The sequence below is a fragment of the Streptomyces yamdrokensis genome (genome assembly GCF_053890455.1).
Map to the genome: position 1 here is coordinate 2,289,534 of NZ_CM132679.1, position 25,690 is coordinate 2,315,223.

Here is a 25,690-nt window from a genome sequence, read left to right on the forward strand (position 1 = left end):
CTCCAGTCTCCCGCACACGGTCAGCGGGCCTTGATGTCGGTGATCCGCCACTGGTCGTTCTCGAGCCGTGCCGTGACGGTGAGTTGGGCCGCCGCGGTGGAGACCGCGTCCGCGTCCGCCGCCTCCTCGCCGCGGTGGGAGGTCTGGTCGAGGAAGACCAGCAGGCGGGCCGTGTCTCCGTCGAGTTCGATCACTCCGGTGCGGGCGACCCGGGTGCTCAGGGAGACGCGCTGCTCGGTGAGGTCGTCGCGGACCCGGTCGAGGAGCGCCTGGTACTGGCGGGCGGCGCGGCCGCCGAGAACGGTGCGGGCGGAGCGTTCGACGGCCTCGGTGCCGCCCGGTGTGTAGGAGAAGGCTCGGGCCAGGGCGTTGCCGACCTCGCCGGCCACGCGGTCGGTGGCCTCGGTGTCGGTGAGCGCCCGGTTCTGGGCGTGCGGGGCCGAACGCAGCTGGTGGGCGCCGTGGAAGAAGCCGCCGCCGGTCAGGAGGAGCAGGACGGCGGATACGGCGAGGACGACTCGTCGGCGGCGTTCGGCGGGAAGAGGGCGGGCGTCGTCCGGGAGCGTGGCCTCCGGGTCCGGGGCGTCGTCCGGCTCCCTCGCGGTTTCCGGTTCCGTGACCTCCTCGCCCGCGCCCGGGGCGGGCTCCCGGGGGCCGCGTGCGGTCCTGCGCAGCAGCCGCGTCAGCGTCGGTGTCATCGGCCGCCGTCCTCCTTCTTTTCCGCCGTCGCCGCCCTCTCCGCCGTGACCGGGACCGCGCTCAGGGCCTTCACCTTCCACTCCCCCTCGTCCGTGCGGGCCAGGACCGCCTCCAGGCGTTTGCGGTCGATGGCCGGCTGCTTCGTGCCGGCGGGGGTGACCTCGACGCGGACGGTGGCGATGAGCCTGGCCGCGCCGGTGCGGGTGTCGAGCGTGATGAGGGCGGCCTCGGTGACCGTGCCGCGCGCCGACGCTCCCGCCCTGGCCCCGGTGCGGCCCAGTTCGTCGCGCAGCGGCCCGGTGGAGGCGGCGCTCCAGGCCCGGATGCCCTGCTCGGCCCGCTGCCGGGTGGAGGCGTCGAGCGTGGTGAGGACGGTGATGCCCTCGCGTCCGTCGGCGAGCACCCGGTCGCGTTCCTCGCTGTGGGCGAGCGCGTCGTCGGTGCGGGCCTGCGCGTACGTCCACGCGCCGGTGCCGCAGAAGCCGAGCGCCAGGGCGAGCCCCGCGCCGGTGAGGATGCGGGACCTGTTCGTCTTCATCGGGTGCTCCCGGTGGCCGGAGTGAGGAGGCCCGTCAGGCCCGTCGGACCCTTCGGTGCCTCTCCGCCCTGGCCCGGCAGGGCGAGAGCGCCGGGGAGCGCGGCCGGTCCGCCCGCCCTCGCCCCGTCACCACCCTCACCGCTGCTGCCGGAGGGCAGGGTGCCGGGCTTGGCCGGGTCGGGCACCGGGCCGCCCTTCGGAGCGTTCGCCGAGCCTCGTACGTTGACCCCGTCCGCGGCGGAGGCCGTGCAGGCCGCCCCGGTGTTGAGGGCGGGCGTGGTGCCGAGGTCGAGGCCGTTGCGGTAGCGGGTGGCGCCGTATCCGTCGGTGCAGGGCAGGGGGTTGAAGAAGGTGACGGCCATGCCGAGGTTCAGCTTTCCTCCCTCGACGGCGGTGGCGCCGGCGGCGACGGCCGCCGGGACCTTCACCAGGAACTCCTCCGTGCCGCGCTGCCGGGTGACGGCGATCTCGGAGGTGGTGAGCAGGTTGGCGAGGACGACGCCGAGGCTCGGGTCGAGGTCCCGCAGGACGCCGCTGACCTGGGTGGCGGCCCCGGGGGTGACGGCGAGCAGGCGGCGCAGATCGGCGTCGGAGCCCTTGAGGGCGCGGGCCAGTTCCGCCGCCCCGGTGGCGAAGTCGCGGATGGCCCGCCCCTCCTCGGCCTGGGTGCGCAGAACCGTCTCGCCGTCGGTGATGAGCCGGGTGGTGGCCGGCAGGTTGCGGTCGGCGGCCACCACGAAGTCGCTGCCGCTGTCCAGCAGGACCTCGAGGTCGTCGCCGTGTCCTTCGAAGGCCTTGCCGAACTCGTCCACGACCGTGCGCAGATCCTCGAGCGGTACGGACCCGGCGAGGTCGTTCACACTGGTGAGGACGTCGGTGACGGGGGCGGGCACCTGGGTGTCGGTCCGTTCGATGCGGGTGCCCTCGGTGAGGTGGGGGCCGCCGTCGCTCTCGGGGCGCAGATCGATGTACTGCTCGCCCACGGCGGAGAGTCCGGCGACCACGGCCCGGGTGTCGGCGGGGATCCTCGGGGCGGACTTCTTGATGCGGAGCTCGGCGACGACACCGTCGGCGGTGAGTCCGATCGGGCCGACGCGTCCCACGGACACACCTCGGTAGGTGACGTCGGAGTGGGTGAACAGGCCGCCGGTGTGCGGAAGTCGCACGTCGACGGTGTAGTGGTCGGCGACGCCTGCGTACCGGCCGAGATCGGCGTAGCGGATGCCGAGGTAGGAGAGGGCGAGGACGGCGACGAGGAGGAAGGCCAGGTTCTTCAGCCGTACGGCGGGGGTGATCAACCGAGGTCACCTCCCGGTGTGGCCGTCGGGTCCGCCGTCGTCCCGGAGGCGGAGGGGGGAGCCGTGCCGGGGACCGAGGGCAGGGGCAGGGGGGACGGGTTCTTCCGGGAGGGCCCGCCCGACGGGGTTCCCGGCGGGGTTCCCGACGGGGTTCCCGGCCCGGCCCCCGGTGGACTGCCCGCCGGACCGCCTTCCGACGGGGCGGACTCCTGCCCCTTTCCGGGGCCCTGTCCGCCGGCGGCCCTCCCGGGGGAGCGCCTCTCCCCCGCCGCTGCCGGGGAGTCCGGGTCCCGGGGCACCAGGGGCGGGATCACCCGGGTGCCCGGCACGGCGGCCATGTCCAGGTACACGTTGAGGTAGTCGCCCTTCACGCCTCGCATCACCTCGTCGGTGAACGGGTAGGTCAGCAGCACTTCGAGCGAGTCGGGCAGGTCCGCGCCGGCGTCCGCGAGGGCCTTCAGGGTCGGCGCGAGGGCCTTGAGGTCGGCGATCATGTCGTCCTTGCTCGCGTCGACGGTGGAGACGGCGACGCCGGAGAGGGTGTCGAGGGAGCGCAGCATGGTCAGCAGGGAGCCGCGTTGCTTCTCGAGCGTCCTCAGTCCCGGCGAGAGGTCGGTGAGGACGGTGCCGACGTCGTCCTTGCGGGTGGCGAGGGTCGTGGAGAGGCGGTTGACGGCGTCGAGGGCGTCGGTGATGTCGCCCCGGTTGTCGTCGAGGTCGGTCACCAGGGTGTTGACCCGCTTCAGTACCGAGCGGACCTCGGGTTCACGGCCGCCGAGCGCCGCGTTGAGTTCCCGGGTGATGGTCTTGAGCTGGTTGACGCCGCCACCGTTGAGGAGCAGGGACAGGGCGCCGAACACCTCCTCGACCTCGGTGTCGCGGCTGGTGCGGGAAAGCGGGATGACGGCTCCGTCCTCCAGCGTTCCGTCTCCGCCCCCGGTCACGGCCGGGTGCTCGGCACCGGCCCCGACCGAGGTCTCGGCACCGGCTCCCGGCTCGGCACCGGTCCCGGGGTCGCCGTCGGCCCCGGCTCCGGACTTCTGGGCGGGTGCGGCGAGCTGGACGTACTTCTCGCCCAGCAGGCCGGACTGTTCGAGCCGGGCGGTGGAGTCGGCGGGCAGCCGCACATCGCCGTTGATCCGCATGGTGACGCGGGCCGACCAGTCGTCGTGGCCGAGGTCGATGGCGGTGACCCGGCCGACGGCGACGTCGTTGACCTTCACCGCGGACTGCGGGACCAGACTGAGTACGTCGTGGAGCTCCGCGGTGACGGTGTACGGGTGGTCGCCGAGGTCGGCGCCGCCGGGCAGCGGCAGGTCCTCGATGCCGTCGAAGCGCGGGATGCCGGTGGTGACCGCGCCGAGGGCCAGGGCGAAGCCGAGGCCGAGGGCGATCAGTCCGCCCAGGGTCAGGCCGACGGCGCCGCCCGTGGTGCGCACGCCGCGTCTCATCGCTCCCCCCATCACTCCCCCTCCCCGGAGTTCGCGGCCCCGTCGCCGCTCGCGGACGAGCCGCCCGTCTCGGGCAGGGGCAGCAGCGGGCCGCCCATGCTGATCTCGTTGAGGTTGGCGCGGCCGTCGAGGGTGCGGGTGTCGGGGTTGTAGGCGTCCACGAGGTTGCCCGCGGCCAGAGGTGCCACGTCCAGCGCCTCGGCCAGCGAGGCCCGCTGCTCGACGAGGGTCCGGGTGAGGGGGACGAGCCGGTCGACGTTCTTCTTCAGCTCACCCCGGTTGTCCTCGACGAAGGTCTTGACCTGGCCGAGTGCGGTGCCGAGTTCCTCGAGCGCGCCGGTGAGGTCGTCCTTGTTGTCGGCGAAGAAGCCGACGACGACGTCCAGGCGTTCCTGCGCGGTGCGCACGTCGGTGTCCTTGTTCTTGAGCATGGTGGTGAACGTCTGGAGCCGGCCGAGCGTGCGGAACAGGTCGCCGCTGCTGCCGTCGAGGGTCCTGGCCGCCTTGCCGAACTCCTCGATGGTGGTGCCGATGGCCTCGCCGTTGCCGTCGAGGTTGGCGGCGCCGGTCGTCAGCAGCTCGGCCAGGGCGCCGGAGGAGTTGGCGCCGTCCGGGCCGAGTGCCTCGGACAGATCCGTGATCGACTCGTAGAGCTGGTCGATCTCGACGGGGGTGAGGTTGCGGGAGGCGGGCAGTACGGCGCCGTCGGCGAGGGCGGGACCGGTGCTGTGGGCGGGGGTGAGCTGTACGTAGCGGTCGGCGACGACGCTCGGTGCGACGACGACGGCCCTCGCGCCCTCGGGAACCCTCACCCCCTCGTCGACACGGAGGCCGACCCGTACCGTGGTCCCCTGCGGGGTCACCGACTCCACCTCGCCGACCCGTACGCCGAGGATGCGCAGGTCGGACCCGGCGTAGATGCCGACGGCGCGGTCGAAGTAGGCGGTGACGCGGGTGCCGCCGGAGTCGAGGACGCGGGCGGTGACCAGACCGCCGGCGACGAGCACCGCGAGGGCGAGCACGCCGGTGAGGAGTTTTCCGCGTCTGCTCATCGTTCACTCACCGTTCCCCGGGCTGCCGCCGCCCGCTGTTTCGGCGGCCGGCATCCGGTCTCGGGCAGGGACGTCTCGGGCAGGTAGGAGCGGGGGACGACGCCGCACAGGTAGCTGTCGAACCAGCGGCCGCTGCCCAGGGTGTTGCCGACGAGGCGGTAGTACGGCCCGACCAGCGCGAGGGTCCTGCCGAGCTGGTCGTTGTTCCTCTCCAGGACGCCGGTGACCCGGCCGAGGGCCTTGAGGGTGGGGCCGAGCTGCTTCTCGTTGTCGTCGACGAGGCCGCCGAGTTCGGTACCGAGCTTCCTGCTGCCCTTGAGGAGGGCGCGTATCGCGGCGCGGCGGTCCTTGAGTTCGCCGAGCAGGGAGCCGCCGTCCTCGATGAGGGTCTCGAAGCTGGACTGCTTGTCCTGCAGGGTCTTGGTGAACGTGGCGCTGCCCTTGAGGAGCTCGGCGAGTTCCGCGTCGCGCTTGGAGACGGACTTCGACAGTGCGGACAGGCCGACGGCGGCGTTGCGCACATGCGGCGGGGAGTCCTCGAAGGTGTCGGAGATGGTCTCGAAGCTCTCCGCGAGCTTCTTTGTGTCGATGGCGTCGACGGTGCCGCCGAGGTCCTGGAAGGCCTGCGTCACGTCGTAGGGGGAGGTGGTGCGGGACAGCGGGATGCGGCTGCCGGGGTCCTGGCGGGCGGAGCCGAGCGGGTCGAGTGCCAGATACTTGTCGCCGAGGAGGGTCTTGATGGCGATGGCGGCGGTCGTCCGGTCGCCGATCCAGGCGTCCTCGACCTCGAAGGTGACCTTCACCCGGTCGCCGTCGAGCCCGACGCCGGTGACCCGGCCGGCCTTGACGCCGGCGATGCGCACCTCGTCGCCCGTGTCGAGACCGGCCGCCTCGGAGAAGTCGGCGCTGTAGGAGGTGCCGCCGCCGAGCGGCAGCCGCTCCGCGTTGAGGACGAGGGCCGCGAACAGGGCGAGTCCGAGCAGCCCGGCGACGGCCACGGCGACGGGGTCGCGTTCCTTGACCGGCCTGATGCGCGGCCGCCGGGGTCCGGCGGCCGCCGGACCCGCCCTGTCGGCCGGGCCGGGCCCGCCCTTCCTCTCACCGCGCGCGAAGAGCCTCATCCCCGGCACCTCGGTTCGGTGATCGCGATCCCGGTCGGCGGCTCGGAGCCGTCGGAGGTGGTGACTCCGCTCACGCGTGCCTCGCAGAGGTAGAGGTTGAACCACGATCCGTAGGAGGACAGGCGGGCCAGGGCGGTCATCTTGGCGGGGGTGCGGTCGAGGAAGTCCTCGATCCGCGGGGTGTGTTCGCCCAGGCCCGTCGAGAGCCGGCCCAGTTCGCGGATGTCCCGCTTCAGGGGCTCGCGTCCGTCCTCGAGGAGGTCGGCGGTGACGGTGGTCAGGTCGCCCATGGCCCCGACGGCCCTGCCGAGTGGTTCACGGTCGTCGTCGAAGCCGGTGACGAGTTCCTGCAGGGTGACGACGAGGTCGTCGAAGTCGGCCTCCCGGTCGTTGAGGGTGTCCAGGACGGTGGTGAGGTTGCCGACGACCTGGCCGATCACCTCGTCCTTGGCGGCGACGGTCGTGCTGAGCGAGCCGATGTGACGGATCAGGCTGTCGACGGTGGCGCCCTCGCCCTGGAGGACCCGCACGATCGATCCGGCGAGTTCGTTGACGTCCTTCGGGGAGAGTCCTTCGAACAGCGGCTTGAACCCGTTGAAGAGCAGGGTCAGGTCGAGGGCGGGGGTGGTGCGGTCGAGCGGGATGGTGGAGCCCGGTTCGAGGGTGCCGGTGAGGTCGCCGCTGCCCCGGTCGAGGGCGACGTAGCGCTGGCCGACCATGTTGAGGTACTTCACGGCGGCGGTGGCCGACCGGGGCAGCCGGCGGTCGTCGCGGACGGTGAACGTGACCTGCGCGGTGCGTCGTCGGACGACGCGGACGTCGGTCACCTCGCCGACCTTCACCCCGGAGATCCGCACGCTGTCGCCGTCGAGGAGCCCGGTGACGTCGGTGAACAGGGCCTTGTAGGTGCGGGTGCCGGAGCCCACGCCGGTGTCGGCGACGCTCAGGCCGAGCACGGCCGTGGCGAGGGCGGTGACCAGGACGAAGACGAGGGACTTGAGCAGCGGCCCGGTCAGCGGGCGGCGCCGGGTGTGCGCGTGGTCCGGGGCGGCCGGGGTGGTCATCCGAGGGTCACCTCCGTACCGCGGTAGACGGGGCCGACGAGCAGACTGCTCCAGTCGGGCAGGTCCGCGGGGCTCCTGCCCGCGGCGGGGGCGAGGAGTTCGTTGACCAGGGCGTTCTCCTGCGGGGAGTTGGCGGGCCCGAGATCGCCGTCCGCCCCGGCCCGCGTCCCCGCGCCCGTCCCCGCCGGTGCCTGTACGGCCGGCCGGGCGGACGCGCCGGGGTAGGGCACCCGGGGGCAGCGGGGGCCGCCGCCGGAGTCGTACGACGGGGTGTCGCGGCCGGGGACGTAGGCGCCGCGCGAGGCGACGGTGGTGACGTCGACGTGGATGCCGGGCCGGTCGGTGCCCTTGCCGAGCGCCTTGTCCATGGCGGGCACGAACTCGGCGAGGGTGCGCAGCGTGCACGGGAAGGAGGGGGAGTACTCGGCGAGCAGTTCCAGGGTGGGCCTGCCGCTCGCGGCGAGCCGGATGATGTTGTTCTCGTTCTTGCGCAGGAAGGCCGTCATGTCCTCGGCGGCCCGGGTGGTGGCGCCGAGGGTGCCGGCGAGTTCGGCCTCCTGCTCGGCGAGGGTGCCGCTGGTGGTGGTGAAGTCGGTGAGCGCCGTGATGATGTCGGGCGCGGCGTCCGCGTAGACATGGCCGACCTTCACGAGCTCCTTGAGGTCGCGGTTGAGGGTGGGCAGGTGGGGATTGAACTCCCGCAGGTGGTCGTCGAGTACGCCGAGGGTGTCGCCGAGCCGGTCGCCGCGTCCCTCCAGGGCCTGCGAGACGGCCGACAGGGTGGCGGAGAGCTTCTGCGGCCGGACCGCGGTGAGCACCGGCAGGACGTTGTCGAGGACCTGCTGGAGTTCGACGGCGTTCGCGGAGCGGTCCTGGGGGATGACCGCTCCGGCGGCCAGTGTCCGGCCGTCCGAAGGGTTCTCGGGCGGTACGAGGGCGACGAAGCGTTCTCCGAACAGGGTGGTCGGCAGCATCTGGGCGCGTACGCCGGCCGGGACGTCGTCCAGGGCGCCGGGTTTCATCGCAAGGGTGAGCCGGGCGCCGTCGCCGGTGGCGTCGATGGCGCGGACCTCGCCGACGACGACCCCGCGCAGTTTGACCTCGGCGCCGGGGTGCATCTCGTTGCCGACGCTGCCGGTCTCGACGACGACCGGGTCGAAGGCGGTGAACCGCTTGTCGTAGACGGCGACGGCCAGCCAGATCAGCAGGGCGCCCACCAGCAGGAACACCACCCCGGCGCTCCGGCGGCGCAGCGTTTCGCCTCGTGGGCGTCGTGGCCGGCTCATGTCACCCCGCCACCTTCACGGTCGTGGTCGCGCCCCACAGGGCGAGCGACAGGAAGAAGTCGGTGACGCTGATCAGCACGATGGCGTTGCGCACGGACCGGCCGACGGCGACGCCGACACCGGCGGGGCCGCCCGAGGCGTGGAAGCCGTGGTAGCAGTGGGCGAGGATCACCATCACGCTGAAGATCAGCACCTTCAGGACGGAGAGCAGGACGTCCGTCGGGGAGAGGAAGAGGTTGAAGTAGTGGTCGTAGGTGCCCCGGGACTGGCCGTTGAACAGGACGGTCACGTAGCGGGAGGCCAGATAGGAGGAGAGCAGCCCGATCGCGTAGAGCGGGACGATGGCGACGACGCCGGCGATGATGCGCGTGGTGACCAGGTAGGGCATGGAGCGGATGCCCATGCCCTCGAGGGCGTCGACCTCCTCGTTGATGCGCATGGCGCCGAGCTGGGCGGTGAAGCCGGCGCCGACGGTCGCGGAGAGGGCGAGTCCGGCGACGAGCGGGGCGATCTCGCGGGTGTTGAAGTAGGCGGAGACGAATCCGGTGAACGCGGCCGTGCCGATCTGGTCGAGGGCCGCGTAGCCCTGGAGTCCGACGACGGTTCCGGTGAAGAGCGTCATCGCGATCATCACGCCGACGGTGCCGCCGATGACGCCGAGGCCCCCGGTGCCGAAGGCCACCTCGGCGAGGAGGCGCTGCACCTCCCTGAGGTAGCGGTGCAGGGTCCGCGGGATCCACAGCAGGGACCGGGTGTAGAAGAGCAGTTGGTCGCCGGTGCGGTCGAGCAGGGCGAGCGGGGAGGCCATCGCGCTCAGCCTCCCTTCGGCGGGACGATCTGGAGGTAGCCGGCCGTCATCACCATGTTGACGAAGAAGAGCAGCAGGAAGGTGATGACGACGGACTGGTTGACGGCGTCGCCGACACCCTTGGGGCCGCCGCGCGGGTTGAGGCCCCGGTGGGCGGCGACGATGCCGGCGATGAACCCGAAGACCAGCGCCTTGAGTTCGCTGATGTACAGGTCGGACAGCTGGGCGAGGGCGGAGAAGCTGGACAGGTAGGCGCCGGGGGTACCGCCCTGCAGGACGACGTTGAAGAAGAAGCCGCCCAGGGTGCCGACGACGGAGACCAGACCGTTGAGCAGGACCGCCACGCCCATGGTGGCCAGCACCCGGGGCACGACCAGACGTTGTACGGGCGAGACGCCCATGACCTCCATGGCGTCGAGTTCCTCGCGGATCCTGCGGGAGCCGAGGTCGGCGCAGATGGCGGAGCCGCCGGCGCCGGCGATGAGCAGGGCGACGATGAGCGGGCTCGCCTGCTGGACGACGGCGAGGACGCTGGCGCCTCCGGTGAACGACTGGGCTCCCAGCTGCTGGGTCAGGGAGCCGACCTGGAGGGCGATGACGGCGCCGAAGGGGATCGAGACGAGAGCGGCGGGCAGGATGGTGACGCCCGCGATGAACCAGAACTGCTCGACGAACTCGCGGAACTGGAAGGGTCTTCGGAAGACGGCGCGGCTCACTTCGGCGGCGAGCGCGAAGAGCCGGCCGGTCTGCCGCAGCGCGCCGGTGATCATGCGCCGCTCCCGGTGGCGGGCATCGGCAGGGTCGGTGCCTGGGCGCTTCGCGCGTAGGTCTCCCGGATGGCGGAGCGCGCGGCGGGCGGCAACCGGTCGAGCATGCCCATGACTCGTTCGCGCCGTCGGGCGACGGCCCGGCGCGGCGGGAGGCCCGGCGACGGCTCCAGCTGCGGGACGATCCGCCGGGGCCGGGCCGCGTCGGTGACGGCGGTGTTCGCCTCGGCGGCGAGGGTGGCCGCGTCCTTCTCCTCGGACATCCCGATGGGGCCCTCGCGCCGGCCGCCGAGGAACTGGGCCACGACCGGCTCCTCGCTGGTGAGCAGCACCTCGCGCGGGCCGAAGGCGACCAGCTCGCGCCTGAAGAGCATTCCCATGTTGTCGGGCACGGTGGCGGCGATGTCGAGGTTGTGGGTGACGATCAGCATCGTCGCGTCGATCTGCGCGTTCAGGTCGATCAGCAGTTGGGAGAGGTAGGCGGTGCGGACGGGGTCGAGCCCGGAGTCCGGTTCGTCGCAGAGGACGATCTGCGGGTCCAGTACGAGCGCGCGGGCCAGGCCGGCCCGCTTGCGCATGCCTCCGCTGATCTCTCCCGGGAGCTTGCCCTCCGCGCCCAGCAGCCCGACGGTCTCGATCCGCTCCATGACGATGCGGCGGATCTCCGACTCCTTCCTGCGGGTGTGCTCGCGCAGGGGAAAGGCGATGTTGTCGAAGAGGGACATCGATCCGAAGAGGGCCCCGTCCTGAAACATGAGGCCGAACAGTTTACGGGTCTCGTAGATGTCCCTTTCGGGACTGCTCACCATGTCCACCCCATTGATGAGGACACGGCCCTCCTCGGGCTTGAGCAGCCCTATGAGCGACTTCAGGAAAACGGTCTTCCCGGTGCCGGACGGTCCCAGCATCACGCTCACCTCTCCGGCGGGAAGGGTGAGTGTCACGTCCCGCCAGATGCTCTGCCCACCGAAGGACTTGGTCAGGCCCTCGACCACCACTTCGATTCCCATATCACCTCCAACGGTCGCGGATCCGGATTCCCGCCCTCTTTCCAGAACGTGTCACCGCGCAGACAACACACCGGCCGTACTTGTCTTCGAGGAGACAGGGCAGGGTCTCGCGGCGCCGGGGGGTACGGACCGCGAGACCCTGCCCACGGACGTCCGGGCCCGCTGGGAGGGTGAGGCCGGAAAGCATCCGTCGCGACTCCGGCCGACGGGGGCCACCGACCTGGAGCCGAGCACCACACCGGCACGTTACGGTCGAGTAACCTCGGCGGGCAATACCAAAATCCGAGTTTTCCGCGACACCCGCTTCAGCCATCCGGAACTTGTCAGGGCGCAGATAAGAAACGTCTCGGAAACTGTCATCCGGTGAGCAGATCGACCCGGCGGCGAACGGCGAACGGCGAGACCCCGCACCACCGGACGAGACGTCGACATTGACAGTCGATGACTAAGACGACCCGCGGACCCCTCACCCCGGAAACAGATGTTTCCACTTTCAAAAGAATCATGAACAGTGGCATTGTTCGGCCAAGTTTCCCGCAAGTAACGTCATTTCTCGCGGCCGGGGAACACCGAGCCGCGGGCCGCACGGCCTTCCCTCGATCTCCCGGCCACGGCCCACCTCTGCCGGCCAATCCACGAGGAGTTCTGACGTCATGAAGAAGAACACGAGAAGGTTCGCAGTCGTGGCGGGTGCGGCCGCGGCCGCCTTCGGTCTCACCGTCGCGCCCGCCTCGGCGGTGCCCTCCACGGTGTGGACCGTCACCCCGTCGGGCGGCTACACGGCGACGAACAGCAGCAACATCGTGCTGACCGCCACCATCCCGATGACGTGCACGACCTCGGGTGCGTCGGGCACCATGGCGAGCACGACGGGCAACCCGGCGACGGTCGCCACCATCGGCGCCATCAACTTCGGCACCCCGTCCTCGCCGTGCACCAGCGTCCTGGGCAACGTCACCACCGTGGCGGTCACCCCCTGGACCGTCGTCGCGCAGGACTACACCGCCTCGACCGGCGTCACCAAGGGCTACGTCGGCAACGTCACGGCCAACGTGACCGCCGGCGCCTGCAAGTTCAAGGTGACGGGCAAGGCCTCGGCCACCTACACCAACTCCACCGGCGTCCTGGCCGTCAGCAGCGTCGCCGGTGACCTGGCCGTCAGCTCCAGCCCCGCCCCCGTCAACTGCGGCTCGGTGGTCACGACCGCCACCAGGCCCATCTTCAAGGGCAACTACGCCATCAAGGCGTCGAACGGCTCCATTCCGAAGATCGTCGGCTCCAACCCGTAAGGAGCCACCCGCTCATGTCCGCCCGGCCGGTGTCCTCGGCCGGGCGTTCGCGGGCTCCGTGCCGCGTTCCACCGACACCGGTTCTTACCCGAGCGGAGTTGTATGAGAGGCCACCGAGCCGCCGTTCCACGGCCGCACCGTGTCCGCGCCAGGAGCGCGTCGATCGCCGCGTTCGTCGTGCTCGCCGCCCTGGTCCCGGCCACGGCCACCGCCGCGGGCACCCAGGAGACGGACGTCGAACTCCCCTACGTCTGCGCGCTCCCCTCGGGAGACCGGCCCGCGACGGTACGGATCTCGGCACACTTCCCGGGCCGGGCGAAGGCGGGCGAGGCGTTCTCACCCACCGACGTCACCACCACCGTGGAACTGCCCGCCGAGGCGGTCGCGGACCTCACCGCGGCCGGGGCCGCCACCGCGCGGGCCTCGACCCGTCTCGGCGTCGGCGTCACCCAGAACGAAGCGGCGGCGGAGGCGACCTGGCGCGGGACCGCGGAGCCGGTCCCCCTGCCCGGGTCCGGGCCGCTGACACTGACCACGACGGGCGACGTCCCCTCGGTGACCGGCCGGAGCGACGGCGACCTGACGTTTTGGGCCGGCGCCCTCGCCGTCGACCTGGCGCTCGGTGCCGCGGACGGCACCGCCACCGAGCCCGGTCCGCCGACCGTCGACTGCTCCCTCTCCGGGGACGCGCCGGGCAAGGGACTGCTGGCCACCGTGCCGGTCGGAGCGCGGACGCCGGACCCGGACGGCACGCCGGCCCCGTCGGATCCCTCTCCCGGGTCCTCCGGTCCGTCCTTTGGTCCGTCCTTTGGGCCGCAGGACGGACCAAAGGACCGGCAGGGGGACCGCGCGCCGGAGGTGGCCGAGGACACGCCCGGCGGCAGCGCCGCGGACCGCGACGCGCCCCCGTGCCTCTACGACGACGGGCACCCGTCCACGTCGGCGTCGCTGAACGCCTACGTCACCGGCTACACGAACGTGAGAAAGCTGAGAGGAGCCTCGCTCGTCCCCCTGTCCTGCGTGCTGATCGAGCAGGGACCCACGGACATCGAGTTCTTCCCGGACTTCAGCGGGGGCCGCCTGACCCAGCACTCGCAGGGAACGCTCCGCCACCAGGGGCGTCCGCGGACTCCACCGTTCCAGGCCACCTTCCTGACCTTCGGCTTCACTCCGACGAAGGCCACCATGGTGCTGGAGCAGACGGGCCCCATGACCATGGACGCCGCCGGCGAGACCTCGTTCGTCACTCTGTTCACCAGGCTGGACACCCGCGTACGGATCCCGCTGGTCCTGCGGGTGACCGCTCTCGAGGTCAACGGAACCCCCCTGGAGGTCGGGTCCGGCTGCAGGACGAGGACGCCCCTCCGCTCCCCCGAGCCCGACCCCTCGGCCCATCCCGGCGACCATCTGGTGCTGTCCGGGAGCAGCACCCACCAGCCTCCCGACCAGCCCACCGGCTACCTGCTCAGTTCCGGCGGCCCGCTGACCGGCGAGGTGAGCATCCCGGCCTTCACCGGCTGCGGCACCGGCGGCGAGAACCTCGACCGCCTCCTCACCGCCTCCGTCTCCGGCCCCGGCAACTACGTCAAGCAGATCCAGGGCCAGACGTGCGCGGTGCAGGTCTTCAATCCCGCCGAGTGCACCGAGGACCTGCAGCCCCTCAAGATCCCCGTCCCCGAGCGCTGAGCCGTACCGTCCGCGCTCCCTCCCACGGAAGGTCATCACCATGCCCCTGCTCTCCCACCGCACCAGGCTCGCGACCGTCTCCGCGCTGACCGCGCTCGGCGCCCTCGCCACCGTGGGCACCGCCACCGCCGCCGACCCCGCGCTGAACGGCGAGTGGGCGCCCTTCACCCGCTGCCCCGTCGACGCGGGGGCGATGCTGGCCGCCGACGGCCTCGAGAAGACCCCGCAGTGCGTGGTCTCCACCTCCGCCGGCGGCTCCATCAAACTGGGCAAGACCACCGTGGTCACGGGGAGGACCAACCTCCAGATCGGCGTCGTGCAGAACGCGGACGGCACGAGCGGCGTCGTCGCCCCGCCCTCCGGCGCGCTCGTCGCCGACCCCGCCACCGTCCCCGGCGGCCTGCTCGGCCTGATGTGCCCGAGCGAGGTTCCGGTGATCACGGCCATCTGCAGGACGCTCGAGAACTCCAGCCTCAACAGGATCACCGCCACCATGGAGTCCGTCGGCGCCCCCTACGCCTTCGACCAGACCGCGGGCATCCTCACGGACATGCCGATCGTCGCCCTCCCGGTCCGCGTCCACCTGGAGAACCCTCTCCTGGGCGGCAAGTGCTACATCGGAACGGCCTCGAACCCCATCGTGCTGCGCCCGCGGAACCTCGACTACCCCGAGTTCGGGATGAGCTTCTTCAAGGGCGACGGCACCCCTGACGAGGCCGGCGACATGAGCCGGATCAACCTCACCGGTGCCACCCAGAACGACAGCACCTTCGCGGTCCCCGCAGCCACCGGCTGCGGTCTGAACGTCGGCCTGATCAACGCCGCGGTCAACGCGAAGACCGGGCTGCCCTCCGCCGCCGGGAACAACAGCCTCACCCTCGACAACACCCGGACGCACCTCACCGGACTCAACGCGCCCGGCACCGTCGCCCCCGACGCCGGCAGGGTACTCGCGGAGAACTGGCACTCCGCCGCCAGGTAACGGCCACGGAACGGCGGTTCCCGGCCGTCTCACCGGCCGGCCGGTGCACCCGTACGTCACTTCCGCTCAAAGCGTGTACAAGGCAACCGAGTTGATTTAGCTTCAGCGTGCCAGAACGGCGTGACCCCACGGACCCGGCCGGACGTCATCCGCCCTCCGGCGGAGCGGCGTCCGGCCGGCCGCCCCGCCGCCGGACACATCTGAGAGCAAAGGGTGACTCATGCCCGCGATCACACGGTCACCGGAGGCCGGGGAACCGCTCGGCCCCCTCCCCCGGCAGTTCGCGGCCTTCATCCGGCCGGAACTACCGGGACTGCTGAACGAGATACGGATGGAGGTCGCCCGCGCCTACCCGGTGTACGGCCGGCTGTTCAACGGCCCCGACGGGGACGCGATCCGCCGGGGCGTGGAGCACACGCTGACCGCCTTCGTGGACCGGGTGGCCAACCCCGGCCAGAGCTCGGGACCACGGGACGAGCTGCTGCGCCGGTTCGGCCGGGTGGAGGCCTACGAGGGCCGCGACCTGGAGACCCTGCAGAGCGCCTACCGGCTCGGCGCCCGCATCGCGCTGCGCCGGGCCAGGACGGTGGGGCGCCAGTACAACCTCTCCCCCTCTCTCGTCCTCACCTTCGCGGACGCCCTCTTCGCGTACGTCGAGGAGCTGGAGGCGATCACCCGCGAGGGGTACGTGGAGGTGCGGGAACGGACCGCGTCCGAGGTGTCCGCGTTACGAAGACAGCTGTTGCACCTGCTCCTGGCCGCACCGCCGCTGCCCCGGACGACCGTCTCCGAACTGTGCGAGGCCGCAGCCTGGGAACTGCCCCGGGAGTGCACCCTCGTCGCCCTCCGTCCCCCGGTGCCCCACCACATCCAGGCCGGTCTCGACGACGACGTCCTCGCCGGCCTCGACATCCCGCAGCCGTGTCTGCTCCTCCCCGGGGACCTCACCCAGGGGCGCCTCACCATGCTCACCGCGGCGCTGGCCGGCACCCGCGCCGCGGTGGGCCTGACCGTACCGCTCGCGCAGACCGCCGACTCCGTCCGCTGGGCCCGCCGTGTGCTCCAGCTCGTCGACGACGGTGTCGTGCCCGACGCCCCGCTGATCCACTGCGCGGACCATCTGACGACCCTGTGGCTGTTGTCCGACCCCGCCCTCGTGGACCACCTGGCGGCCCGCGAACTGGCCCCCCTCGGCGGGCTGTCCCCCGGCCGGCGCGAACGGCTCGTCGAGACCCTCCGGGTCCACGTCTCCACCCGGGCACCGGCCGAGCGGGTGGGCGAGATACTGGGCGTCCACGCCCAGACCGTCCGCTACCGCCTGCGGAACCTGGACGGCTACCTGGGTGACAACCTCAGCGACCCCGACCACCGCTTCGCTCTCGAAGCAGCCCTGCGCGCCCTCCACCTGCGCGGCCTCGACAGCCGGGAGTGACTCCCCGCAGCCGGCCCTCTCCCCCGCGGCCCGGGCCGGCTCGCCCACGCACCCGCCGTGCGGTGGCGCGACGGGGGCGCGTCCGGGGGACGCCGACGGCAAGGACCGGTGGTGTGCGACCCGTGCGGCCGGGGGCCGGCGCGCGGACCGCGTGCCTGTCGCCCCGTCAGGCGCCGGGGCACTCCTTCCAGGCCATGTGGTAGGTCGTGCTGATGTCTCCGTCGGTGGAGTCCATGGTCATGAAGCTGACCTTGTCGGGGGACGAGGTGCCGGCGCTGACGCGCAGCTCGGTGTTGATGTTGAAGTTGCGCTGGACGCCGCAGGGGGCGTAGACGAGCTGGGCCCAGTCGGTGGTGTCCGTGGCCTGCCAGTTGTCGTCGTAGGGGCCGGCGAACGGGTGGCTGCGGTACTCCGTGTTCGGGGAACCCTGGAAGTAGTACGAGGCCCGCTGCGTGCCGCTCGCGCCGGGCTGGAGGGCGGCGAAGCCGCGGTAGTCGGCGCCGGCGATGGCGTAGGTGAAGCCCTGGGGGACGTGGACGATGAGGCTGAGCTGGCAGTTCCTGCGGAATGCCGTGGGGTCGGAGGCACCGCCCGCCTGGGCGAGGTAGTCGCTGTACGTCACCGTGAACGCGGTGTTGTCCTCGGAGACGGCGACCGCGGTGGTGCCCTGGGGGCAGCCGGAGCCGTTCACCGTGGCGACCTTGATGACGATCTTGTCCGGGGGCGGGTCGACGAACCCGGCGGACGGGTCGTGTGCGGGTGTCGCGGCGGTGAACAGCGCGGCCACCGCGGTGCTCAGAAGCAGGCCACCAGCCATGGTTCTCCCTCTTCGTCCGGTGGGGGGTGAGTGGGACGTGATGATTGAAAGGTCATGTACCTGACAATAAGCGGGCGGACTCCCGGCCCTCGCGCAGGAGGCATGGAGATGATGTGAAGACCGGGAGCGCTCGCATCGTAGGCGGCTCGACGGAGGGCGGACAGGACGAACTTCGGCCATTCGGCCTCGCCGCGCCGGCCGGGCGTTCACAGGGAACGGGAGAGGGGAACAGTCCGCGCCGGGAGAGGGGAACAACCCGCACGTGTGTCACTCGTACCGGGTGAAACGGACGTACCGGGAACCTGGCGTGAACACAGTGGTGCCCCGGCGTAGACAATGGCCCACCAGGACCACCCGTCCCGGGGGGACCGGGACCATTCGACGGCACCACCCGCGGCCCCATGCGGCCGCATCAGCGGCACAACAGGAGGCGGCTCCCTTGGAGCTCAGCAGGCGTACCTTCACCGCGCTGGCCGGCACGGCGGCGCTCGGCCTCGCGCTGGCCGGCAGCGGGGCGGCAACCGGCTCGCGCGGGGCGCGTGCCGTGCCGACGGGGCCGCCGCCCGCGCCGCCGCGCGCGGACGGCAGACGGCACGAGGTCGGCTTCGACCGGTACTCGCTCCTGGTCGACGGCCGGCGGCTGGTGCTCTGGTCGGGCGAGACGCACCCCTTCCGGCTGCCGAGCCCGTCCCTGTGGCGGGACGTGCTGCAGAAGCTGCGCGCCCACGGCCACAACGCCGTCGCCGTCCCCGTCCCCTGGAATTTCCACTCCCCCGCGCCCGGCACGCACGACTTCACCGGCGTCCGCGACCTCGACCTGTTCCTCACCATGGCCGCCGAGGAGCGGCTGTACGTCGTCCTGCGCCCGGGGCCGTACCTCGGGACCGCCGATCTCGACGCCGGGGGCTTCCCCGGATGGCTGACGGTCGCCGAGGGCGCGGCCGGCACCGCCGACCCCGCGTATCTGCGGCACGTGGACGCCTGGCTGGGGGCCGTGAACGCCATCGCCGTCCGGCACCTGTTCACCGGGGGCGGCGGCACCGTACTCCTGTACCAGGTCGAGGACCGGTACGAAGGAACACGCCCCGGGGACGGCACGGGGGCCTACCTGTCCCACCTCTGCAAGAAGGTGCGCGCCGACGGGATCGACGTACCGCTGTTCCACAACGACGGCGGCGCGGACGGGCTGTGGGCACCCGGGTCCTCCCCCACCGGCGCGAAGAAGGGCGAGGCGAACCGGCTGTACGGATTCGAGTCCTCGCCCGCGCCCGGTGAGGTGCCGGCCGATCTCGGGTACTTCCGCAGGCGCGGGGCGGGGGCCGGGGCGAGTGCGCGCACGCCCGGGTTCGTGGCCGGGGCCGCCGTCGGCGCGTCCGATCCCTGGGGCGGGGCCACCTCCGCGGGCAGGGGGTACGTGCAGGTGCGCGAGGAGTGGGACCCGGCGCACGAGCGGAGCGCCCTCCTCACCAGCCTCGCCAACGGGATCACCGCGCACAACGCGCGCGTGGTGGCGGGCGGGACCTCGTGGGGGTGGCTGGCCTCGCCGGACGTCTACACCTCGTACGACTACGGGGCCCCGCTCGACCAGGCCCGCCGGCCCACCGTCAAACTGGGCCCGCTCCACCAGCTCGGGCATCTGCTGCGGACCGTGCCGGACCTCGCCCGCCTCGAACCGGCGTCCGCGGTGCGGCCGCAGGACGACCGGCTGAAGGTCTACCACCTGGCCAACCCCGACACCGACGCCCAGGTCTACGTCCTGCGCAACGACTCCGACGACGAGGTCGGGTCGGTGCTGCCGGGCACCGGCGTCGACGTGCCGGTCACGGTCGGCGCGCGGGACGCCAAGCTGCTCGCCACCGGGCTCGGACTGGGGCGGCGGAAGCTGGCGTTCTCCACCGCGCAGCCCCTGTTCGGCGTGACCGTCGGGCGCCAGGACATCGCCGCGTTCGTGGGCCGGACCGGGGAGACGGCGCACATCGCCCTCGACTGCGACGTCCAGCCGCTCACCAACCGGCTGGACGTCGAGCCCGCCTGGTCCTACGACCGGGGCAGGCTGAACGTGGTCACGCCGCTCGGCGTGGGCGGGCTGAGCCGGGTCCTGCTCGAGGGCGGCGACTCCGACACACCGATGCTGCTGCTGTTCGCCGACGACGCGACCGCCCAGCGGCTGTGGCCCTACGAGACCCCGTCCGGTCCGCTGCTGGTCTACGGTCCGCCGCTGCTGCGGTCGGCCACGCTGCGCGGCTCCACCGTCCATCTCACCGGCGACATCACGGGCGAGACCGGCCTGGAGGTGTGGGCGCCGCGCGGGATCACCGCCGTGACCTGGAACGGGCAGCCGGTGCGCACCATGGTCAGCCGGTCCGGGTCCCTGCTGATGGAGGGGCTGGTGCCGGCCGTGCCCGCCCCCTCCCTGCCCGCCCTCACCGGCTGGCGGCGGCGGGCGGAGAACCCGGAGTCCGAGCCGGACTTCGACGACGCGGGGTGGACGGCCGCCGACCGCACCGCCTCCGTCGGCACCACGCCCGTGCCCGAGGGGCAGCCCGTGCTGTTCGCGGACGACTACGGCTTCCACTACGGCGACGTCTGGTACCGGGGGCGCTTCGAGGACGCGCGCGGCGCCGAGTCGGTGTCCCTGTCCTACAGCACCGGTACGCAGGGGCTGTTGATGGCCTGGCTGGACGGACGGCCACTGGGTACGCACCGGATGCCGGTGCCGGACGAGGACACGGCGGGCCGTGGCACCTGGACCGCGACCGCGACCTTCCCCGTGCCCGGAAAGCTGCGCGGGCGCGGTGAACACGTCCTGTCCGTGCTCGTACGGCGGATGCAGCAGGAGGGGGACGCGGGAGGCGCGGGGGAGCCGGCGGCCGGCCGTGGCACGCGGCGGGCGGCTCGTGGACTGACCGGCGTCGGCTTCGAGGGGGCCTCCCCCGGGGTGAGCTGGCGGATCCAGGGGGCCGGGGCGCCGGACCGGGTGCGCGGGGCGCTGAACAACGGCGGGCTGTACGGGGAGCGCGAGGGCTGGCACCTGCCGGGGTACGGCGACGACCGGGACCAAAGCGCCTGGGAGGCCGTGGACCGTCCGCGCGAGGACCGGCGGCGGCAGGGGGTCACCTGGTACCGGACGGAGTTTTGGCTGGACGTCGACCCGGATGTGGACGCCGCGGTCGGACTCGTCCTCGAGGACGATCCGGAGCGTGCCTACCGCGTCCAGATCTTCCTCAACGGCTGGAACATGGGCCAGTACGTCAACGACGTGGGCCCGCAGCACACCTTCATGCTGCCGAACGGGATCCTCCGCACCCGTGGGGCCAACACACTGGCCCTGGCCGTGCTGTCCGACGGGACCACACCCTCGGGGCCGGACCGGACGCGGCTGACCCTGGTGGGCGCGGCGCGCGGCGGGGTGCCGGTGGAGGCGGTGGAGTCACCGGGACGGTGACCCTCGCGCCTCCGCCGGCCCTTGCTCTCCGCCGGGCTCACGCCAGCCGGATCACGTTCCACGACAGCGGTTCCAGCACGGCTTCGAGCCCGCCGTCGGTCAGGGTCGTGCCGTCGACCGGGTGCGGGGCGACCCGCTCCGGTTCGGCGAGGGTGTTGCGGGCGTCGGGGTCGGCGTCCGCGAGGGCGGTGTGCTCGACGACCGAGGTGAGGCCGAGGCCGCCGAGGGCGATCTCCAGCGGCAGCGCCCCGGTGCGGCTCCGGTTGACGGCGAAGACGGTGACCGTGCCGTCGTCGGCCCGTACGGCGGTGGCGTGCAGCAGGTCGGCCGTGCCGTACTTGGCGGTCTCGTACGTCGGTGAGTCCGCGCGGACGTCGAGGACCTCGCCGCGCCCGTACCGGGACGCCTGCGCGAACGGGAAGAAGGTCGTCTGCCGCCAGGCGGGGCCGCCCGGCTCGGTCAGGATCGGGGCGATGACGTTGACGAGCTGCGCGAGGCAGGCGACCTTGACCCGGTCGGCGTGCCGGAGCAGCGCGATGAGGAGCGAGCCGAGGACGACGGCGTCGGTGACGCTGTAGTTGTCCTCGAGGAGGCGCGGCGCCTCGGGCCAGTCGTCCTGCGCGAAGGTCGCCGCCTGCTCCTGCCAGCGGGACATGTACCAGACGTTCCACTCGTCGAAGGAGAGGTTGATCTTCTTCGCGGACTTGAGCTTCGCGCCGACGTGGTCGCAGGTGGCGACGACGTTCTCGATGAAGGACTCCATGTCGACGGCGGAGGCGAGGAAGGAGTCGAGGTCGCCGTCGTGCGGCTCGTAGTAGGCGTGCAGGGAGATGTGGTCGACCAGGTCGTACGTCTCGGTGAGGACCGTCGACTCCCAGGCGGCGAAGGTGGGCATGGCCTGGCTCGAGGAGCCGCAGGCGACCAGTTCGACGCCGGGGTCCTGCTGGCGCATCGCGCGGGCGGTCTCGGCGGCGAGGCGGCCGTACTCCTCGGCGGTCCTGTGGCCGGTCTGCCAGGGGCCGTCCATCTCGTTGCCGAGGCACCACAGGCGGATTCCGAAGGGGTCCTTGTCGCCGTGCGCGACGCGCAGGTCGGACAGGGCGGTGCCGGCGGGGTGGTTGGCGTACTCCTGGAGTTCGAGCGCCTCGGCGACGCCGCGGGTGCCGAGGTTGACGGCCATCATGGGCTCGGCCTGCGGACCGATCTTCCGCAGGAAGGCGACGTACTCGGACAGGCCGAAGCGGTTGGTCTCGGTGGAGTGCCAGGCCAGGTCGAGGCGGCGCGGACGGCCCTCGGCGGGGCCTACGGAGTCCTCCCACCTGTAGCCGGAGACGAAGTTGCCGCCGGGGTAGCGGATCACGGTGACGCCGAGTTCCCGGACCAGGTCCAGGACGTCGGTGCGCAGTCCGTCGGCGTCGGCGGTGGGGTGGCCGGGTTCGTGGATGCCTGTGTAGACGCAGCGGCCGAGGTGTTCGACGAAGGAGCCGAAGAGACGGGGGTCGACCGGGCCGACGGTGAAGGCGGGGTCGAGGGTGAAGCGGGCGGTACGCATGTGGTCCTTTCAGGGGTTCGCGGGTGTCCACGAGGCCGGTACGGGTGCCGGTGCGGCGGTGGGCGTCACTGGCCGGCCAGGCCCGTGTGGGCGACGCCCGCCACGATCTGGCGCTGGAAGAAGACGAAGACGACGATCAGCGGCAGGCCGGCCAGGAGACCGCCGGCCATCAGCTGGGCCCACTGGATGCCGTAGGAGTTCATGACGGTCGCGATGCCGTTCGGCATGGTCATCAGGTCGGGGTTGTTGGTCACCATGTACGGCCACAGGAAGTTGTTCCACGAACTGATGAAGGTGAAGATGCCGACCGCCGCGAGCGAGGGGCGCGACAGCGGCAGGATGATCGTGAAGAAGACGCGCCAGCGGCCCGCGCCGTCGATGAAGGCGGCCTCCTCCAGTTCGCGCGGGACGCCCTGGAAGAACTTGTAGAGGATGTAGACCATCGCGGCGGGTGCGCACTGCGGCAGGATCATGCCCCAGTACGTGTCGACCATCCCCATCTGCTGAACGGTGGTGAACAGCGGTACGCCGAGGACGGCGGGCGAGACCATCAGGCCGGTCATGACCAGGCCCAGCAGGGCGTTCCTGCCGCGGAACTCCGTGCGGGCGAAGCCGTATCCGGCGAGCGCGCTCACGCTCAGCACCACGGCCGTCACGCACACCGAGACCACCAGCGAGTTCACGAGCCAGTTGGTGATGTCGCCGGACTTCAGGACGGCCGACCAGGCCTGGCCGGTCCACTCCTCGGGCAGCCAGTGCGGCGGCACCTCGACGGCCTCGGCCTCCGGCTTGAGCGAGGTGAACAGCGCCCAGGCGAGCGGTGCCAGGAACACCGCCGAGACGGCCGCGCCGAGGAGGGTGAGCACGATCTGGCTGGGCGTCCAGGGTTTACGGGGCCTGGCGCGTACCTGTGCGGCGGTGCTCATCGGCCGCCCTCCTCACGGTTGCGCAGCAGCCACATCCGCGTAAGGGCGACGGCCGCGATGATCACGAAGAAGACGATGGAGATGGCGGAGGCGTAGCCGACGCGGTAGCCGGTGAAGCCCTCTTCGAGGGTGTACTGCACGAACGTCCTGGTGGAGCCCTCGGGGCCGGGCAGGAAGTCCATCATCACCACGGCCTGGTCGAAGACCTGGAGCGAGGCGAGGATCTGGAGGGCGATGACGAGGCCGGTGATGTGCCGCATCATCGGCAGGGTGATGTGGACCGTGCGGTGCCACGCGTTCGCGCCGTCCAGCCTGGCGGCCTCGTAGAGGTGCGCGGGGACGCCCTGGAGGGCGGCGAGGTAGAGCAGGAAGCTGAAGCCGACCGTCCACCACAGCGTGCAGATGACGACGGCGAGCATGGCGTAGGACTTGTCGGTCAGCCACGCCGTCTCGATGCCGAAGACGTGGTTGATCATTCCGGTGCCGGGGTTGAACAGCCACTGCCACAGGTTGGCGGCGACGGTGGACGGCAGCAGGAACGGGGCGAAGAAGCACAGCCGCCACAGCCAGGTGCCGCGCTCTATGTGGTGGGCGAGCATCGCGAGGAAAAAGGCGAGGACCGTGATGCACGGTACGACCAGCAGCGTGAAGTACGCGCTGTGGCCGAGCGATTCCCACACCAGCGGGTCGTCCAGGGCCTCGCGGTAGTTGTCGAGGCCGACGAAGTCCGCGTTGTCGCCGGAGATGTTGGCGTCCGTGAGACTGAGCCACAGGCCGCGCAGCAGTGGCCAGACCACGAACAGCGCGAACAGCACGAGGAACGGGGCGACGAACCAGGCGCCGTGCTGGAAGCCCTGCTTGCGGCGGACGGTGGCGCCGTCCGCGGCGGTCCTCGCGCGCGCCGCGGTGATGACGGTCTCCGCACTGGTCGCCGTCATGCGGCCGCACCTCCCTCGGCGGCGGTCCTGCCGTCCATCGGGTTCTTCGCGGCGAGCAGTTCGGTGAGCATGCCCTTCATCCGGCGGGCGGCCGCGTCGGGCTTGGCGGAGCCCGTCGTCGAGGAGACGACGATCGGGCCGACGCGCTGGGCGAGGATGCCGGTGGAGCCGGCGAACCACACCTTCGGTTCGGTGGCCTGGTGGTCCATGGCCGAGGCGTACTCGCTCTGCGGGTTCAGCTTCCGGTACGCGGCCGAGGACAGGGTCGGCGTGTGGGCGGGGATGTGTCCGCCGCCCGCCCACTGCCGGGCGTGCCGGACGATGTGGGCGGCGAGCCGGTGTGCGCCCTCGTTGGTGGCTCCGCCGCGGCCGGACTGGTGCGGCAGGACGAAGGCGTGCGACTCGGCGTGGGTGGCCCGCCTGCCGAAGACGGGCGGCAGCGGGGTCGCGCCGTAGTCGACTTCCGCGGTGTCGAAGACCGGCACCGACCAGTTGCCCTCCCAGACGAACGGGGAGCCGTTGACGAACTGTTCGGCGCCCGCGCCGCCCCCGAAGCCCGGGTCGGCGTACCCGTCGGTGATGTGCCGGCGCAGGAACTCCAGGACCCGGGTGGCCCTGTCGGTGTCGAAGGTGACCCCGGTGTTGGCGTCGTCGAACCAGGTGCCGCCGAGCTGGGTGTAGAAGGCGACGAAGAACCACCACTGGAAGTTCTGGTCGTTGTGCCACAGGCCGATGGTCTGCAGCCCTTTCCCGGTGGCCTGCTTGGCCTCCTTCAGCATGGCGAACCACTCGTCGGTCGACGTCGGCGACACCATCCGCCCGTCGGCGTCGAGCAGGCCCGCCTTCCTCAGCACGTCCCTGCGGTAGAAGCAGAGCTGGACGTGGATGTCGAGCGGGAGGGCGTAGAGCCTGCCGTCGATGACGGCGCGCTTCCACAGCTCGGGGTCGAAGTCCGCTTCCCTCACGCCGTACTCGGCGAGCAGGCCGGTGTCCCAGGGGTCCAGGAGACGGCCCGGCGAGAAGCCGGTGACGCGGCCCAGGTGCATGACGCCGAGGTCCGGCGCCCTGTCGCCCGCCGCGGCCATGGCGAGCTTGGTGTAGAAAGGGCTGCCCCACTGGAGGGTGGAGTCCTTCACGTCGATGCCGGGGTTGTCCTTACGGAAGGAGTCCAGCATCGCGATCATGTTGTAGCCGTCGCCGCCGCTGAAGAGGTTCCAGTACCGCACCCGCGTCCCGGCGTCGGAGGCCAGGGCGTCCGCGCCGGTGCCGAGGGCCGCGAAGCCGAAGCCGCCCGCGACCGTCAGGCCGCCCGCCGCGGCCAGGAAGTGCCTGCGATTCAGGCCAGGTCGTCCCATTCCCTGCCCCATCTGTCGAGGTGTCGTGTCGAGGAGATGCGCTCGGAGGAGGTGTGTGCACGGCGTCCGGAAAAGGTGCGGCCGGGACACCGGGATCGGTTGTTCGTGATTTCGAATGGTGCCCGTAACTTCGAACGGACCGTAAGGGGCGGGCGCGGGCGCGTCAATGCTTCG

The 25,690-nt window shown here is 71.8% G+C and carries 21 protein-coding genes; 5 read left to right on the plus strand and 16 right to left on the minus strand.

Going from position 1 to position 25,690, the window contains the following annotated elements; translation table 11 throughout:
• Positions 1–20: 20 nt before the first annotated feature.
• From ACWZEH_RS09695 to ACWZEH_RS09745, 11 genes are read right to left on the minus strand one after another with little or no spacing between them, the layout of a single operon-like run.
• Entirely contained in the window at positions 21–698 is a 678-nt protein-coding gene (locus tag ACWZEH_RS09695; RefSeq protein WP_456197467.1) for a hypothetical protein, read from the minus strand.
• The gene (locus ACWZEH_RS09700; RefSeq protein WP_456197469.1) at positions 695–1,237 is read right to left on the minus strand and encodes a hypothetical protein; all 543 of its coding nucleotides are present in this window, start codon (positions 1,235–1,237) and stop codon (positions 695–697) included. Before ACWZEH_RS09700 ends, ACWZEH_RS09695 begins: the two co-directional genes overlap by 4 nt.
• A complete protein-coding gene (locus ACWZEH_RS09705; protein WP_456197471.1) occupies positions 1,234–2,535 on the minus strand; it encodes an MCE family protein in 1,302 nt (433 codons plus the stop codon). The genes ACWZEH_RS09700 and ACWZEH_RS09705 overlap by 4 nt, the downstream gene beginning before the upstream one ends.
• Positions 2,532–3,986 carry an MlaD family protein gene (locus tag ACWZEH_RS09710; RefSeq protein WP_456197473.1) on the minus strand — a complete coding sequence of 485 codons (1,455 nt, stop codon included), beginning with the start codon at positions 3,984–3,986 and terminating at the stop codon, positions 2,532–2,534. Before ACWZEH_RS09710 ends, ACWZEH_RS09705 begins: the two co-directional genes overlap by 4 nt.
• Positions 3,987–3,997: 11 nt before the next feature.
• Positions 3,998–5,038, minus strand: coding sequence for an MCE family protein (locus tag ACWZEH_RS09715; protein ID WP_456197475.1), 1,041 nt, complete (start codon positions 5,036–5,038; stop codon positions 3,998–4,000).
• Entirely contained in the window at positions 5,035–6,159 is a 1,125-nt protein-coding gene (locus ACWZEH_RS09720) for an MCE family protein (protein WP_456197477.1), read from the minus strand. Before ACWZEH_RS09720 ends, ACWZEH_RS09715 begins: the two co-directional genes overlap by 4 nt.
• A complete protein-coding gene (locus ACWZEH_RS09725) occupies positions 6,156–7,223 on the minus strand; it encodes an MCE family protein (protein ID WP_456197479.1) in 1,068 nt (355 codons plus the stop codon). Before ACWZEH_RS09725 ends, ACWZEH_RS09720 begins: the two co-directional genes overlap by 4 nt.
• Positions 7,220–8,509 (minus strand): MCE family protein, encoded by a 1,290-nt coding sequence (locus ACWZEH_RS09730; protein WP_456197481.1) that lies wholly within the window; start codon positions 8,507–8,509, stop codon positions 7,220–7,222. The genes ACWZEH_RS09725 and ACWZEH_RS09730 overlap by 4 nt, the downstream gene beginning before the upstream one ends.
• 1 nt (position 8,510) lies before the next feature.
• Positions 8,511–9,317 (minus strand): MlaE family ABC transporter permease, encoded by an 807-nt coding sequence (locus ACWZEH_RS09735; protein ID WP_266072670.1) that lies wholly within the window; start codon positions 9,315–9,317, stop codon positions 8,511–8,513.
• Positions 9,318–9,322: 5 nt separating this feature from the next.
• On the minus strand, positions 9,323–10,087 hold the full coding sequence (locus tag ACWZEH_RS09740; protein ID WP_456197483.1) for an MlaE family ABC transporter permease: 765 nt from the start codon (positions 10,085–10,087) through the stop codon (positions 9,323–9,325).
• Positions 10,084–11,094: an ABC transporter ATP-binding protein gene (locus ACWZEH_RS09745; RefSeq protein WP_456197485.1), complete on the minus strand. Its 1,011-nt coding sequence runs from the start codon at positions 11,092–11,094 to the stop codon at positions 10,084–10,086. Before ACWZEH_RS09745 ends, ACWZEH_RS09740 begins: the two co-directional genes overlap by 4 nt.
• A gap of 653 nt (positions 11,095–11,747) precedes the next feature.
• Between ACWZEH_RS09745 and ACWZEH_RS09750 the strand changes: the two genes are divergently transcribed.
• The 4 genes from ACWZEH_RS09750 to ACWZEH_RS09765 all read left to right on the plus strand — a co-directional run bounded on the left by ACWZEH_RS09750 (position 11,748) and on the right by ACWZEH_RS09765 (position 16,483).
• Positions 11,748–12,383 carry a hypothetical protein gene (locus ACWZEH_RS09750; protein WP_456197487.1) on the plus strand — a complete coding sequence of 212 codons (636 nt, stop codon included), beginning with the start codon at positions 11,748–11,750 and terminating at the stop codon, positions 12,381–12,383.
• 102 nt (positions 12,384–12,485) lie between these two features.
• Positions 12,486–14,069: a DUF6801 domain-containing protein gene (locus ACWZEH_RS09755; RefSeq protein WP_456197489.1), complete on the plus strand. Its 1,584-nt coding sequence runs from the start codon at positions 12,486–12,488 to the stop codon at positions 14,067–14,069.
• Between the two features lie 40 nt (positions 14,070–14,109).
• Complete coding sequence (locus tag ACWZEH_RS09760) at positions 14,110–15,051, plus strand: hypothetical protein (RefSeq protein WP_456197491.1); 942 nt, start codon at positions 14,110–14,112, stop codon at positions 15,049–15,051.
• Positions 15,052–15,271: 220 nt separating this feature from the next.
• Complete coding sequence (locus ACWZEH_RS09765) at positions 15,272–16,483, plus strand: PucR family transcriptional regulator (RefSeq protein WP_456197493.1); 1,212 nt, start codon at positions 15,272–15,274, stop codon at positions 16,481–16,483.
• 166 nt (positions 16,484–16,649) lie between these two features.
• Here the strand turns inward: ACWZEH_RS09765 and ACWZEH_RS09770 are convergent, their stop codons facing one another.
• Positions 16,650–17,300, minus strand: a complete 651-nt coding sequence (locus ACWZEH_RS09770) for a DUF4360 domain-containing protein (RefSeq protein WP_456197495.1) — start codon at positions 17,298–17,300, stop codon at positions 16,650–16,652.
• A gap of 439 nt (positions 17,301–17,739) precedes the next feature.
• Between ACWZEH_RS09770 and ACWZEH_RS09775 the strand changes: the two genes are divergently transcribed.
• Positions 17,740–20,745: a glycoside hydrolase family 35 protein gene (locus ACWZEH_RS09775; protein ID WP_456197497.1), complete on the plus strand. Its 3,006-nt coding sequence runs from the start codon at positions 17,740–17,742 to the stop codon at positions 20,743–20,745.
• Between the two features lie 37 nt (positions 20,746–20,782).
• On the opposite strand, the gene arfA is transcribed toward ACWZEH_RS09775, so the two are convergent.
• From arfA to ACWZEH_RS09795, 4 genes are all read right to left on the minus strand, one after another.
• Complete coding sequence (gene arfA / locus ACWZEH_RS09780) at positions 20,783–22,297, minus strand: arabinosylfuranosidase ArfA (protein ID WP_456197499.1); 1,515 nt, start codon at positions 22,295–22,297, stop codon at positions 20,783–20,785.
• A 65-nt stretch (positions 22,298–22,362) separates the two neighbouring features.
• Positions 22,363–23,223 (minus strand): carbohydrate ABC transporter permease, encoded by an 861-nt coding sequence (locus ACWZEH_RS09785; protein ID WP_456197501.1) that lies wholly within the window; start codon positions 23,221–23,223, stop codon positions 22,363–22,365.
• Positions 23,220–24,161, minus strand: a complete 942-nt coding sequence (locus tag ACWZEH_RS09790) for a carbohydrate ABC transporter permease (protein ID WP_456197503.1) — start codon at positions 24,159–24,161, stop codon at positions 23,220–23,222. The genes ACWZEH_RS09785 and ACWZEH_RS09790 overlap by 4 nt, the downstream gene beginning before the upstream one ends.
• Positions 24,158–25,516, minus strand: coding sequence for an extracellular solute-binding protein (locus ACWZEH_RS09795; RefSeq protein ID WP_456197505.1), 1,359 nt, complete (start codon positions 25,514–25,516; stop codon positions 24,158–24,160). Before ACWZEH_RS09795 ends, ACWZEH_RS09790 begins: the two co-directional genes overlap by 4 nt.
• Between the last annotated feature and the right edge of the window lie 174 nt (positions 25,517–25,690).

Coding starts and splice junctions, on each gene's coding strand:
- ACWZEH_RS09695 (WP_456197467.1), bottom strand. CDS start 698: ATGACACCGACGCTGACGCGGCTGCTGCGCAGGACCGCACGCGGCCCC.
- ACWZEH_RS09700 (WP_456197469.1), bottom strand. CDS start 1,237: ATGAAGACGAACAGGTCCCGCATCCTCACCGGCGCGGGGCTCGCCCTG.
- ACWZEH_RS09710 (WP_456197473.1), bottom strand. CDS start 3,986: ATGAGACGCGGCGTGCGCACCACGGGCGGCGCCGTCGGCCTGACCCTG.
- ACWZEH_RS09715 (WP_456197475.1), bottom strand. CDS start 5,038: ATGAGCAGACGCGGAAAACTCCTCACCGGCGTGCTCGCCCTCGCGGTG.
- ACWZEH_RS09720 (WP_456197477.1), bottom strand. CDS start 6,159: ATGAGGCTCTTCGCGCGCGGTGAGAGGAAGGGCGGGCCCGGCCCGGCC.
- ACWZEH_RS09725 (WP_456197479.1), bottom strand. CDS start 7,223: ATGACCACCCCGGCCGCCCCGGACCACGCGCACACCCGGCGCCGCCCG.
- ACWZEH_RS09730 (WP_456197481.1), bottom strand. CDS start 8,509: ATGAGCCGGCCACGACGCCCACGAGGCGAAACGCTGCGCCGCCGGAGC.
- ACWZEH_RS09735 (WP_266072670.1), bottom strand. CDS start 9,317: ATGGCCTCCCCGCTCGCCCTGCTCGACCGCACCGGCGACCAACTGCTC.
- ACWZEH_RS09740 (WP_456197483.1), bottom strand. CDS start 10,087: ATGATCACCGGCGCGCTGCGGCAGACCGGCCGGCTCTTCGCGCTCGCC.
- ACWZEH_RS09745 (WP_456197485.1), bottom strand. CDS start 11,094: ATGGGAATCGAAGTGGTGGTCGAGGGCCTGACCAAGTCCTTCGGTGGG.
- ACWZEH_RS09750 (WP_456197487.1), top strand. CDS start 11,748: ATGAAGAAGAACACGAGAAGGTTCGCAGTCGTGGCGGGTGCGGCCGCG.
- ACWZEH_RS09755 (WP_456197489.1), top strand. CDS start 12,486: ATGAGAGGCCACCGAGCCGCCGTTCCACGGCCGCACCGTGTCCGCGCC.
- ACWZEH_RS09760 (WP_456197491.1), top strand. CDS start 14,110: ATGCCCCTGCTCTCCCACCGCACCAGGCTCGCGACCGTCTCCGCGCTG.
- ACWZEH_RS09765 (WP_456197493.1), top strand. CDS start 15,272: ATGCCCGCGATCACACGGTCACCGGAGGCCGGGGAACCGCTCGGCCCC.
- ACWZEH_RS09770 (WP_456197495.1), bottom strand. CDS start 17,300: ATGGCTGGTGGCCTGCTTCTGAGCACCGCGGTGGCCGCGCTGTTCACC.
- arfA (WP_456197499.1), bottom strand. CDS start 22,297: ATGCGTACCGCCCGCTTCACCCTCGACCCCGCCTTCACCGTCGGCCCG.
- ACWZEH_RS09785 (WP_456197501.1), bottom strand. CDS start 23,223: ATGAGCACCGCCGCACAGGTACGCGCCAGGCCCCGTAAACCCTGGACG.
- ACWZEH_RS09790 (WP_456197503.1), bottom strand. CDS start 24,161: ATGACGGCGACCAGTGCGGAGACCGTCATCACCGCGGCGCGCGCGAGG.
- ACWZEH_RS09795 (WP_456197505.1), bottom strand. CDS start 25,516: ATGGGACGACCTGGCCTGAATCGCAGGCACTTCCTGGCCGCGGCGGGC.